General features: G+C 71.6%; 8 protein-coding genes and 1 pseudogene. 6 read left to right on the top strand and 3 right to left on the bottom strand.

Annotated elements, in window-relative coordinates; translation table 11 throughout:
• Positions 1-95 precede the first annotated feature (95 nt).
• Together GXP74_RS36920 and GXP74_RS36915 are read left to right on the top strand one after the other, a co-directional pair.
• Entirely contained in the window at positions 96-1,517 is a 1,422-nt protein-coding gene (locus GXP74_RS36920) for a S1C family serine protease (RefSeq protein WP_182455556.1), read from the top strand.
• A gap of 236 nt (positions 1,518-1,753) precedes the next feature.
• Positions 1,754-5,377, top strand: coding sequence for an Ig domain-containing protein (locus GXP74_RS36915; protein WP_182455555.1), 3,624 nt, complete (start codon positions 1,754-1,756; stop codon positions 5,375-5,377).
• A 106-nt stretch (positions 5,378-5,483) separates the two neighbouring features.
• On the opposite strand, the gene GXP74_RS36910 is transcribed toward GXP74_RS36915, so the two are convergent.
• From GXP74_RS36910 to GXP74_RS36900, 3 genes are all read right to left on the bottom strand, one after another.
• On the bottom strand, positions 5,484-6,635 hold the full coding sequence (locus GXP74_RS36910; protein ID WP_182455554.1) for a beta-propeller fold lactonase family protein: 1,152 nt from the start codon (positions 6,633-6,635) through the stop codon (positions 5,484-5,486).
• A gap of 201 nt (positions 6,636-6,836) precedes the next feature.
• Positions 6,837-7,592 carry an SDR family oxidoreductase gene (locus tag GXP74_RS36905; protein WP_182455553.1) on the bottom strand — a complete coding sequence of 252 codons (756 nt, stop codon included), beginning with the start codon at positions 7,590-7,592 and terminating at the stop codon, positions 6,837-6,839.
• A gap of 67 nt (positions 7,593-7,659) precedes the next feature.
• Positions 7,660-9,099, bottom strand: a complete 1,440-nt coding sequence (locus GXP74_RS36900; RefSeq protein WP_182455552.1) for a PLP-dependent aminotransferase family protein — start codon at positions 9,097-9,099, stop codon at positions 7,660-7,662.
• 111 nt (positions 9,100-9,210) lie between these two features.
• Here GXP74_RS36900 and GXP74_RS36895 point away from each other — a divergent pair, with 111 nt between their 5' ends.
• From GXP74_RS36895 to GXP74_RS36880, 4 genes and pseudogenes are all read left to right on the top strand, one after another.
• Entirely contained in the window at positions 9,211-9,738 is a 528-nt protein-coding gene (locus tag GXP74_RS36895) for a DUF6879 family protein (protein ID WP_370468512.1), read from the top strand.
• Positions 9,739-9,765: 27 nt separating this feature from the next.
• A complete protein-coding gene (locus tag GXP74_RS36890; protein WP_182455550.1) occupies positions 9,766-10,473 on the top strand; it encodes a Scr1 family TA system antitoxin-like transcriptional regulator in 708 nt (235 codons plus the stop codon).
• 193 nt (positions 10,474-10,666) lie between these two features.
• Positions 10,667-11,421, top strand: a pseudogene (locus GXP74_RS36885) (DUF6879 family protein).
• Positions 11,418-12,257 (top strand): helix-turn-helix transcriptional regulator, encoded by an 840-nt coding sequence (locus GXP74_RS36880; protein ID WP_182455549.1) that lies wholly within the window; start codon positions 11,418-11,420, stop codon positions 12,255-12,257. Before GXP74_RS36885 ends, GXP74_RS36880 begins: the two are co-directional and overlap by 4 nt.
• Positions 12,258-12,560: the final 303 nt, after the last annotated feature.

Here is a 12,560-nt window from a genome sequence, read left to right as displayed (position 1 = left end):
ATCCTGCCCTCACGGTCCTCAACGATGATTGCTCGCATGATGGAGGGAGGGCAGCACCGTTGGGCTCGCCCGGTCCGAACTCTTTGGGGGCCGCCATGAGCACAAACTACGGAGCAGGAACGCCGACCGGGGCCGCAGGCGCGGGCAGCGGTCACGACCGCCTGGACAGTGGCTGGGCCCCGCCCCCGCCGCCCCCGGGCACGCAGACCATCCCGCCGTCGGCGGCGATGCCGCCGCCGATGCCCCCGTACCCTCCGGCGCCCCCGTACTACGGCTACGCCCCGCCCCCGCCGAAGCGGCGGCACCCGGTGCGGACCGGAGCGGCGCTGCTGGCGCTGGTGGCCGCCTCGGTCGCGGCCGGGGTCGGCATCGGCCACGAGGTCTGGCACTCGCCCGCGTCGGCCGCCGCGGCCGGCAGCGCCAACCCGAGCGTGCCGAACAACGGCCAGACCGCGCCCCAGTTCGGCGGCGGGACCGGCGGTAGCGGCGGGACCGGCGGCGGCAGCGGCTTCGGTGGCGGGACCGGGACCGGCGGTGGCACCAGTACCGGCGGTGGCACCAGTACCGCCGCCACCGGGGTCGCCGCCAAGGTGGACCCGGAGCTGGTGGACATCAACACCACCCTCGGCTACCAGGACGTCCAGGCGGCCGGGACCGGGATCGTGCTGACCTCCAACGGCGAGATCCTGACCAACAACCACGTGATCGCCGGGGCCACCACGATCACCGCCACCGACATCGGCAACGGCCGGACCTACACCGCGACCGTGGTCGGCTACGACCGCACCGGCGACATGGCGGTGCTCCAGCTGAAGAACGCCTCCGGCCTGGCGACGGCCTCGCTGGGGGACTCCGGCAAGGTCACCGTCGGCGACGCGGTCACCGGCATCGGCAACGCGGGCGGCACCGGACTCACTCCAACGGCCGCATCGGGCAGCGTGACCGGTGTCAACCAGTCGGTCACCGCCAGTGACGAGGTGACCGGCAGCGCCGAGCAGCTGTCCGGCATGATCCAGGTGAACGCGGACATCCAGCCCGGCGACTCGGGCGGCCCGCTGGTCAACTCCTCCGGTCAGGTGATCGGCATGGACACGGCCGGATCGCAGTCGTCGTCCAGCGGCTTCCAGCAGCAGTCGGGGACGACGCAGGGCTTCGCGATACCGATCGACACGGCGCAGTCGATCGTCCAGCAGATCGAGGCGGGTACCGCCAGCAGCACCGTGCACGTCGGCGCCACCGCCTTCATCGGCGTCGAGGTGTCCACCGCCAGCAGTGCCGGTAGCGGTTCCGGCGCCCTGGTCTCCGGCGTGATCCCGAACTCCCCGGCCGCCTCGGCGGGCCTGGCCCAGGGTGACCTGATCACCTCGGTCGGCGGCCACTCGGTGGCCTCGCCGGACGCGCTGACCACGCTGATGGCCGGGCAGACCGTCGGCGGCAAGGTCGCGGTCAGCTACACCGACAGCTCCGGCGCCAGCCACACGGTCAACCTCACCCTGGCCGGCGGCCCGGCGAACTGACCCGGCAGCGAGCGGCCCCGGACACCTCTCGGTCGTCCGGGGCCGCTTTCCGGATAATCACTCGAACGGGTTGTCATTTCTCGTACACCGACGAGTTCAGGAAAACATATGTTCGTATATCCCGGGGCCTCTCGCTGAATCTCTCCGCAATCGCCATACATTGCCCACGCGGCCTGCCATTCTGACGCCGCAGCCGAGTCAGGCTGCGGTGTTTTTTGCCATGGGAGGGTCAGGCAATGAGGCAAGGAAAACAGGGGTGGCTGGCCACTTTGGCCGCGGTCACCCTGCTGGCGGCGGCGGGGGCCGCTGTGCCGGGGACGGCCGCGGCGGCCGGGTCGCCGCCGCAGCTGGATCTGAAGGTGTTACTGGTCGGCGGGGCGGGCGGCGGTGCCGCCGATCCGACGACGGCGGCCTGGGCGTCCGCGCTGACCACCGAGGGGGTGCCCTACACCGAGGTGGACGCGAGCGGTACGGCGGGCAGTGAGACGGTCACCCTGCCCGCGCTGTCCAGCGGGACGCAGGGCTACTACAACGGCGTGGTCGTCGCCGACTCGCCCACCGACTTCGCGGCCGGGCAGCTGACGGCGCTGGACGGCTACGAGGCCGCGTTCGGGGTCAGGCAGGTCGACGGCTACAGCTACCCGAACCCGGCCCTGGGCCTGACCGACACCGGCGCGGGCGCCCTGGACGGCACCAGCGGCCAGCTCACCGCCGCCGGACTGCTGGCGCTGCCGGCGCTCAAGGGCACCGTCCCGTTCGGCACCGGCTCGTACGGCTACCCGGCCTCGGCCGTGGCCGGAGCCCCGGTCACCCCGTGGCTGGAGAACGCGGCGGGCGGCATCCTGGCCGCCGTCTACCAGCATCCGGGCACCGACCCGCAGGCCGGGGTCGCCGAGCTGGCACTGGGCTTCGACTACAACGCCGCGCAGACGCAGTGGCTGCTGCTGGCCCCGGGCCTGATCGACTGGGTCACCCAGGGCATGCACCTGGGGCTGTACCGCAACTACGTCGAGATGGACATCGACGACACGTTCACCCCGGACGACGCCTGGGACACCGCCAACCACACCATCGACTACAGCGACGCCGACGCGCTGCGGATGCGGGCCGCCGACGTCGACTACGCGGCCACGTGGTCGCAGGCGAACGGCTTCCGGATGGAGCAGCTGTTCAACGGCGGCGGCAGCGTCGAGTACCAGGAGAACAACTCCGGCACCGACCCGGTGCTGGCGGAGTTCCAGAAGAGCGACCCGGCCACCGGCAAGCCCTACGCCGACGACTTCGGCTGGCTGAGCCACACCTATGACACCCCGTACCTGGACGTGGGCTGCGCGACGCAGAACTACATCGAGGCGGAGCTGAACGAGAACACCAGCTGGGCGGCGTCCAAGCCGGGCGGCACCCCGGGCACCGGCGGCCTCGGGATCACCAGCAGCACCGACCCGAGCCAGGCGCTCGGCTACGAGAACCCGCAGGTCTTCGTGCCCGGCAACCACTCGGGCTTCGCCGACCTGGTCCCCGGCAACCCGGCCACCGTCGACCCGCCCGACCTGGACCAGGCGTCGGGCAGCGGCAGCGGCGGCACGCTGGCGGCGGGCAGCTACGAGTACGCGGTCACCGACCAGTTCACCGACTCGCCCAGCGCGGGCCAGTCGGCGGCCTACGTCACCGCGCCGATCGCCGTCCCGGCCGGGGGCTCGGTCACGCTGCAGATGGAGGCCATCTGCCACGCGGCCGACTACCAGATCTACCGCGAGGTCGCGGGCAGCGGCGACTGGTCGCTGGTCGACACCTACGCCACCCCGTCCTCGGCCACGCTGCCGGACAACAGCTCCGGCGACCCGACCTCCACCACCGACGTCACCGGCGGCGGCGAGAAGGAGCTGAGCTGGACCGACACCGGTACCGCGGGGACCGCGCAGCCCGGTTGGACGCCGCCGACCACGGAGAACGCGGTCGAGGGCCCCTGGGAGCAGAACCCGTACTTCACCCCGGCGCTGGAGGCGGTCGGCATCAAGGTCGTCGGCGACGACGCCTCCAAGGTCTACCCGAACCCGCCGGACGACCAGTTCGGCATCGGCGCGAACTACACCGGGGCGACCTACGCCGCCAGTCAGGCGTTCACCGACGGCACCGCCCAGGTCGCGCCGCGGCACCCGATCAACATCTACTACAACGCCTCCACCGAGGCCCAGGAGGTGGACGAGTACAACACCCTGTACGAGCCGCCGTCGCTGGGCGGCCAGTGCGTGGCCAGCTTCACCACCACCTGTGAGACCGCCCCGGCGACCTTCGCCGACATCGTGGACAGCGTGGTCTCCGGGATGATGCAGAACCTGCTCAGCAACGACCCGCGGCCGAGCTACGTGCACCAGACCAACATCATGGGCCAGCCCCCGGCCGGTCCGGCGACCAGCGGGACCCCGCCGACCACGGCGGACACCACCGGCGACGGCCTGCTCTACTCGGTGCTGAACCCGCTGCTGGCCGAGTACCACAGCTACTTCAGCGCCCTGACGCCGTACCAGCAGCCGACCCTGGGCGCGATCGGCCAGGTCCTGGCCGAGCAGACCGCCTGGAGCGCGGCGCTGGCCGCCGGTTCGGTCACCGCCTCGGAGACCGACGGCGCGGTCACCGTGGCCAACTCCGGTACCGCCGCGGTCGAGGTGCCGATCAGCGCCCCGAGCGGGACCACCGTCAACGGCGCGGCCTTCGGCCAGGCCTACGGCGGCACCCTGTCCGCCTGGACCCAGGTCGCGGGCAGCGGCTCGACCACGCTCCAGCAGAACACCGCGCCGACGGTCACCAGCGCCGCGACCTACGCCGCGACCGCGGGCACGGCCTTCACCACCACGGTCACCAGCACCGGTGCCCCGGCCCCGGCGCTCAAGGAGAGCGGGGCGCTGCCCGGCGGCGTCACCTTCACCGACAACGGCGACGGCACGGCGACCCTGGCCGGTACCCCGGCGGCGGGCGGCAGCTATCCGCTGACGATCACCGCGAGCAACGCCACCGGCTCGGCGGTCCAGGCGTTCACGCTGACGGTGTCCCAGGCACCGGCGGTCACCAGCGCCGCCACGGCCGCGTTCAGCACCGGCACCGCCGGGTCCTACCTGGTGACCAGCAGCGGCTATCCGGCCCCGGCGCTGACCGAGACCGGAGCGCTGCCCACCGGGCTGGCGTTCAAGGACAACGGCAACGGCACCGGCACCCTCTCCGGTACCGCCGCCGCCGGGACCGCGGGCAGCTACCCGGTCACCCTGACCGCCACCAACTCCGGCGGCAGCGGCAGCCTGGGGCTGACGGTCACCGTGACCCAGTCCAGCGGCCCGGTGCTCACCAGCGCCGACACACTGACGCTGACCACCGGTACGGCCGGGACGTTCACGGTGACCACCACCGGGACCGCGCCGATCACCATCACCGAGGGCGGGGCGCTGCCGTCCGGGGTGACCTTCAAGGACAACGGCAACGGTACGGCGACCCTGTCCGGGACCCCGGCGGCCGGCCACGGCGGGGCCTACCCGCTGGTGCTGACCGCGAAGAACGCCGTCGGCAGCACCACCCAGGCGCTGGCGCTGACGGTCGACCAGCGCCCGGCGTTCACCAGCGCCGGCTCGGCCACCGCGCTGGGGCTGGTCCCGTTCAGCTTCACCGTGCAGACCACCGGTTACCCGGCGGCGGTGCTGAGCGAGTCGGGGGCGCTGCCCTCCGGGCTGACCTTCACACCCGGGCCGAACGGCACCGCCACCATCTCCGGCGACACGCTGGCACTGCTCAGCAGCTACCGGCTGACCTTCACCGCGACCAGCGCGGCGGGCACCGCCACCCAGGCGTTCACCCTGTCCACCGTCCTGTGAACCGGTGACCCGGATCCGGTGACCCGGTGACGTCCCGTGGGCCGCAGCGCATCCGGCGCTGCGGCCCACGGTCGGCTGCGGGCAGTCAGTCGGCTGCGGGCAGGGGTCAGACCGCCACGATGCCCTCGCCGCCGACGCCGTCGGGCACGGTCACCGAGCCGACCGGGGTGAGCGAGCCGTCACGCTGCACCTGGAAGCCGTCGACCACGCCCGCCGCGCCGGTCTGCACGTACAGGTAGCGGCCGTCGGGGGAGACCGTCGCGTCGGTGGTGCCGGCGCCGGTCGTGGTGTTGCCCAGCGCGGTGAGCAGGCCGTGACGGCCCTCGCGGAAGCCGGAGAGGCTGGCGCTGCCCGCGTTGGACGCGTAGTACGTGTGCCCGTCGCGGACGATCCAGCAGGTCGCGGCCTGTCCGGTGGCGACCGAGGAGACCTGGGTGGCCTTGCCGTCCCGGGTCAGGGTGAAGGTGGCGACCGCGTTCGGACCGGCCTCGGTGACCACCAGTCGCCCGGCCGGGTCGAACGCGAAGCCGAACGGCACCGCGTTCGGCTCGACGTTCTGTACCGGCGCCGCCGCGGGCGTGCCCCGGTGGTCGAACGGGAAGACGTCGATGCTGTTGCCGTTGGCCTTGGTGGTGACCACCAGCGCCGAGCCGTCCGGGGTGAACGAGACCTGGGCCGGGGTGTGGGTGAACTGCATCGGGCCGGTGACCGGGGTCAGGCCGAGGCCGCGGTGCCAGTCGGCGATCGGCACCAGGTTGCAGCCCTCGCGGACGAAGCCCTGGACCGAACCGGTGCCGAGCGCGTTCAGCACGTACACGCGGTCGCCGCGCACCGCGAGGCTCACCGGGAACTCCCCGCCGGAGCCGACGACCTGGGTACGGGTCAGCCGGTCGCCGTCCACCTGGAACACGGTGACCGTGTTGCTGCCCGCGTTCACCGCGTACAGCAGGTGGTGCGCCTGGTCGTAGACCAGCGAGTGCTGGGAGGCGAGGTGGTCGACGGCCGAGCCGTCAAGGACGCCGCCGAGGCCGCCGGTGGGGTAGACCCCGGCCTGGGTGAGCGCGCCGTCGGCCGCGCGGTCGTAGGCGACGACGGTGTTGCCGCCGGTGTCGTCGCTCTGCGCGAACACCACGCCCGGTCCGGCGTCGTGCACGGCGGTGGTGGCGGCCTGGGCGGGGGCGGCGGCCAGCAGGGCCCCCGCGGCGGCCAGTACGACGCCGGCGGCCGCGGCCCGAATACTGCGGTGGGTGGTCTTCATGGAAACTCCCCGGTGCGTGGGACGACGAGAACAGCGGATATTCGACGGGCCGGATCGGGACTCCGCAAGCAATGCCGGAATCAGCGGTCCGTCGGCTCCGGCCGTCGACCTCTGCCAGTCACACTAAGCCGGTAATCACCGTCAGAATCACTCCCACGCACGTCCGTTCGAGGTCTGTAAGAACTCTCCCGGACCCGGTCGTCAGCGCCCGCCGGAGACGTCGATGAACGCTCCGGTGCTGTACGAGGCGGCGTCCGACAGCAGCCAGACGATCGCCTCGGCCACCTCCTCCGCACGCCCGGCGCGCCCCAGCGGCTGGGTCGGGCCGATCCGGTCCACCCGGCCCGGCTCGCCGCCGCTGCCGTGGATCTCGGTGTCGATGATCCCCGGCCGGACGCAGTTCACCCGGATGCCCTCGCCCGCGACCTCCAGCGCCAGCCCGGTGGTGAGCGTGTCCACCGCGCCCTTGGACGCCGCGTAGTCGACGTACTCGCCGGGGGAGCCCAGCCGGGAGGCGGCCGAGGAGACGTTCACGATCGACCCGCCCGCACCGCCGTAGCGGGTGGACATCCGCAGCACGGCCTGCCGCGCGCACAGGAAGGGACCGGCCACGTTGGTGGTCAGCACCCGCTGTAGCCGGTCGGCGGTCAGCTCGTCCACCCGGCACTGCCGCTCCAGCACCCCCGCGTTGTTCACCAGCGCGGTCAGCGTGCCGAGGTCCCGCTCGGCGGCGGCGAACAGCCGCTCCACGTCCGCCTCCACCGCGACGTCCGCGCGCACCGGCAGGGCGACCCCGCCGGCCGCCTCGATGTCGCGGGCGACGGTGTGGGCCGACACGCTGTCCGCCCGGAACGAGAGGCAGACCGCGTAGCCGTGCCGGGCCGCCAGCCGCGCGGTCGCCGCGCCGATGCCGCGACCCCCGCCGGTGACGATGACGACGCCGTTCCTGCTGCTCACGAGTCCTCCACTGCTACTGGGCGAGATGGTGTCGACAGTCTCTCAGCCCCCTTGTGCCGCCTCGGTGTCACAGCGCCTCGATGGTCCGGCAGAGGGCCTCCAGCGCCGCCGGAAAGGCGTGCTCGGCGGGCGTGCCGTAGCCGACGACCAGCGCGTCCGCGCCCGGTTCGGCCGGTTGGTCGGGGTGGCGGAAGCCGTCCAGGCCCTGTACCGCCAGGCCCAGCCAGGAGGCGCCGTGCAGGGCCCGCGCCTCGGTGCCCGGCGGCAGTCGCAGCACCGCGTGCAGCCCGGCCGCGATCCCGCTGACCCGCACCTGCGGTGCCCGCTCGGCGAGCGCCCGCACCAGCCGGTCGCGCCGCCGCCGGTAGCGCAGCCGCATCGCCCGGATCTGCCGGTCGTACGCGCCCGAGGTGACGAACTCGGCCAGGGTGAGCTGCGACAGGCTGTCGGGGTGGCGTTCGGCGGCGGTCTTCGCCGCCAGCACCCGGTCCACCAGCCGTCCGGGCAGCACCATCCAGCCGAGCCGCAGCCCGGGCGCCAGGCTCTTGCTGGCGGTGCCCAGGTAGACCACGTGCTCCGGATCGAGCCCCTGCAACGCCCCGACCGGCTGCCGGTCGTACCGGAACTCCCCGTCGTAGTCGTCCTCCAGGACCACCGTGCCGCGCTCCCTGGCCCAGTCGACGACGGCCGCCCGGCGGTCCGGATGCAGCGGCACGCCGAGCGGGAACTGGTGCGCCGGGGTGAGCAGCACCGCGCCCAGGTCCTGGCGGCGCCGCAGCTCCGCCGGGTCCACGCCGTGCTGGTCGACGGTCAGCGGATGCGTGCGCAGCCCGGCGGCGGTGGCCAGGCTCCGGTGCGGGGCCAGGCCGTAGGACTCCACGGCCAGGCCCCGGACGCCGTCGTTCCGCAGTACCCGGCTGAGCACGGCCAGGCCCTGGGAGAACCCGGCGCAGACCATGATCTGGTCCGGGTCGGCGCGCACGCCCCGGGCCCGGGCCAGGTAGTCGGCCAGTGCCCGGCGCAGCTCCGGCCGACCGAGCGGGTCGCCGTAGCCGAAGGCGTCGTTCGGCGCCGCGGTGACCGCCCGGCGGGCGGCGGCCAGCCAGGCGGCGCGCGGGAAGGCGGAGACGTCGGGGGAGCCCGGGTACAGGCTGTGGCCCCCGCTCGGGCGCTGGACGCTGGGCCGGTGCGCGCTGGCCCGCCCGGGCGCGGGCCGCTGCGCCACCCGCGTCCCCGACCCCTGCCGGGCGGTCAGCCACCCCTCGGCGATCAGCTCGCCGTAGGCGTCGGCCACGGTGTTCCGCGCCAGCCCGAGATCGGCGGCCAACCCCCGCGACGACGGCAACCGGGTCCCCGGCGCCAACCGCCCCCCACGCACCGCCTCCCGCAACGCCCGCACCAACGACGCCCGAACCCCACCGGCGCCAGTGAGCACCAGATCAAGATGCAGATCACTACCCCCACCGGACGCCCCGGACGGTCGCGAACCGGCCCCAGAACCACTCATGGAAACCGACCCTAGCCCGGGCCGAGGGGTGGAAGCCGTCCCCGGACCTGGAAGCCGAATGCGCCTCGTTCGTGGTTCCCTTCCACATGGTGCAGATGATCAGGGAGGCGTGTGACCTTGTCGAGCAGGCCGAGCGAGCGAAGCTTTGAGGATCTGCTGAGCGCGGCGGAGCACTCGGCGTTCCACCTGGAGACGCGTGACGTCTACGCCGTGGCGTACGAGCAGCAGGACTTCGAGGCCTGGCAGAAGACCGGCCGGTGGGAGAACCCGACCTACTGGCAGCCGTGGATCGACCTGGTGGGTGCGGCGGTCCGGCGCGGAGTCGTGGTGCGGCGGGCCCATGTGGTCTCCGTCCCGCTGAGCGAGTCGGCCCGGTTCGAGCATGCCGGGACCGTGAACAACCTCGCGGCCGGCGAGGTCGTGCGTTGGCTGCCCCGCCGACTTGCCGCCGATCTGGCGCTGCCGGGTACCGACTTCTGGGTGTTCGACAGTCGGTTGGTTCGATTCGGGCACTTCACCGGTGACGGGGAGTGGATCGGGCAGGAAGTCCGCGATGAGCCTGCCGTTGCGACGTTGTGTGCGTCGGCTTTTGAAGCCGTGTGGGAGCGTGCCACTCCGCACGCTGAGTTCCAGGTCTGAGACGGCGAACGGCAGAACAGCGCACCCATGCCCACGTCACCGTCTTCCACCGCCAGGGAAGCGCGCAAGGCCGTTGCCACCCGTCTCCGTGAGCTCCGTTTGGACGCCGGCCTGTCGTCCAGGGATCTCTCCGTGCTGTGCGGACGGCATCCGGCCAAGACTTCCCGTGTCGAGAACGTGCAGGCCTCGCCGAGTGATGAGGACATTCGGGCATGGTGCCGTGCGTGCGGCGCTGAGGAGCACGCACCTGACGTCATCGCGGCTTCCCGTGCCGCTGACTCCATGTACCTGGAGTGGCGACGGACGCACCGCACCGGGATGCGGCGGGCGCAGGAGGGCGTGGTGCCCCTGTACGAGCGCACCCGGCTCTTCCGCGTCTACTGCTCCAACGTGGTGCCTGGGCTCGTTCAGACGCCCGGCTATGCGTCGGCGCTCATGTCGTCCATCACCCGGTTCCAGGGCACGCCGGACGACGTGGCGGAGGCCGTGGCGGCACGCATGGCACGCTCGCACGTGATCCGCGAGGGGGACCACAGATTCAGCCTCATCGTTGAAGAGCCGGTGCTGTACTTCCGGGTCGGCGACGCCGAGGTCATGGCCGGTCAACTGGGTTACCTGCTGGCCGTGATGGCTCTGCCCTCCGTCTCCATCGGGGTCATTCCCGCTGCCGCCGAGCGGGTCTTCGTGGAACTGCTGACTGCGGCCGTCACGGTCACCTCGCCGGGCGAGTGCTGAAGGACGGTTACCGGCAGGCTGAGCGGGCGTCGCACTCCCAGGTCAATCGGGCCCGGACTGGGATCGGGGCTCTCTGACGTCCGGGTGGACGTGCTCGCGTCCAGCGCGTTCGAATATCTGAGAATCACCCCGGACAGGGCGACGGTTGAGGGGCGATCGTGGGCATGGTCTGTCAGGTGAGAGGGGAGTGAGCATGGCACGACGTTTGCGGGTGCTCGGCAGTACGTCAGGGGTGGGTGACTGCCCGACGCTTTACGAGGACATGGACAGCAAGGAAGTCCTGGTCCAGGGCGAAGCCGTGATCGATCCTGACGATGTGGCGCAGCTGCGGCACATCAAGGACGGGGAGGGCTTCGTCGTCGTCCCGCGTGCGCTCCTCGTCAACTTCGCGCCCAGGGAGGCGGAAGAGCACGTGCCTGAGTTCGTGCCGCAGAGGAAGATCAGCGAGTTCATCAACGACGGCTTCGAGCAAACCGCTTGGCGGCTGGAGACCCGGACTGGTTACCTGTCGGACCAGGAGATGCCGTCCTATCAGGAGTTCCTTCGGACCGGCGATACGGCGGGCGAGGTCGGTCACCCGTGGTTCGACAACGTGCGGCGCATGGTCGCCTCCGGCAAGCGCTTCGAGCGCGTGCGGCTGGTGGACAGCCCGCCGACGACCGGTCAGCGCTACCTGCTGGCCTGCGCCCGGACCAACGTGGCGGCAGGCGAGGACATCCGGTACCTGTGGCGGGCCGATGCCGAGCGGTACGGGGTCCACCTGTCGGACTACTGGCTGTTCGACTCGCGTACGGTGGCCCGCTTCCACTTCGAGGGGGAGCGCACCATCGGTATGGAGTTGGTCACCGCCCGGCGGAAGTCCTTCGCGCCTGCCAGGTACGCGACGCGGCCTGGCACCACGCGACGCAGTACGCCGCGTTCAAGGCACAGGTACCTTCCCCTGAGTGAGCACTGATTACCAGCAGGCCCGACTGTCCCTCGGCGTGCGACTGCGAGAACTGCGCGCCGAGGGCGGGCTTACTGGTCGGCAGCTCGCTGACCGTCTGGGCTGGACCCAGTCGAAGGTCAGCAAGCTGGAGAACGGCAAACAGACCCCGACAATCGCCGACTTGGCCGCATGGGCAAAGGGCACCGGATGCCCGGATGCGACTACGGAACTGACCGGTCGGCTTCGTGGGCTGGAAACTCAGTACCGGTCCTGGCGGCGCCAGCTCGCCGGAGGGTACCGGCCCGTACAAGAGGCCCACTGGGCGCAGGCTCGCAAGACACGGTGTCGGCGCAGCTTCGATCCGACGCTGATTCCGGGGCTCTTGCAGACCGCCGACTACGCCCGTGCCGTCCTCACCCGATACGCGGCCATCCATTCCGCCCCGCGTGACATCGAGGCCGCTGTACAGGCACGTATGGGGCGACAGGACATCCTCTGCGACCCGACCCGCGCCTTTCATTTCCTGATCTGGGAAGGCGCGTTGCGCGCACGCCCCTGCTCCTCGGCTGCCCTGTCGACACAGCTTGACCGCCTGGCTCCCCGACTCGGGCCAGGGAACGTGCGTGTCGGCATCATCCCATTCGAAGCAGACATGCACGTCCCCGCTGGCGTCGGTTTCTCCATCCATGACGACGAATTGGTGATTACGGAGACGTGGCATGCGGAGATGTGGCTCGATGACCCCGGAGACGTGGCACTCCATATGCGCGCCTGGGAAGCGCTCAACCGCAATGCCGTCTACGGCACAGATGCTCACCGGCTGGTCACCAGGGCAAAGCGCTCCCTGGGCGCGTGAGAATATCCGCGAATCAGGTCCAACCCTGTGGGTTCCCTTCTCCTATCGTGCTGTTACAGGTCGAGCACGGAGCAGCACGAGGGAGCGGGAGACGTGGGCGGTTGGGTCTGTACGGCTCGTTCGGAGACGTGCGCGCATTGTGGCCGGGCGGCGGTTCTGCTGGCCCGTACGCGGCGTTGCGACTCGTGCGAGACGGATGCGTATGACGCGGCGATGATGCGGGAGTTCCCGTGGTTCGTGCCGCATGGGCCGATGCTTCGGGTCCGATCCTGAGCCGGCTGGAGCACCACGCACCATGACCCA

Source organism: Streptacidiphilus sp. P02-A3a, assembly GCF_014084105.1.
GTDB lineage: Bacteria > Actinomycetota > Actinomycetes > Streptomycetales > Streptomycetaceae > Streptacidiphilus.
The sequence above is the reverse complement of the archived record's forward strand: the minus strand, read 5'-3'. Positions and strand labels throughout refer to the sequence as shown.

Bases quoted from the DNA above. Each gene is read 5' to 3' on its own strand.
- GXP74_RS36920 (WP_182455556.1), top strand. From the start codon at position 96: ATGAGCACAAACTACGGAGCAGGAACGCCGACCGGGGCCGCAGGCGCG.
- GXP74_RS36910 (WP_182455554.1), bottom strand. From the start codon at position 6,635: ATGAAGACCACCCACCGCAGTATTCGGGCCGCGGCCGCCGGCGTCGTA.
- GXP74_RS36890 (WP_182455550.1), top strand. From the start codon at position 9,766: ATGCCCACGTCACCGTCTTCCACCGCCAGGGAAGCGCGCAAGGCCGTT.
- GXP74_RS36915 (WP_182455555.1), top strand. From the start codon at position 1,754: ATGAGGCAAGGAAAACAGGGGTGGCTGGCCACTTTGGCCGCGGTCACC.
- GXP74_RS36900 (WP_182455552.1), bottom strand. From the start codon at position 9,099: ATGAGTGGTTCTGGGGCCGGTTCGCGACCGTCCGGGGCGTCCGGTGGG.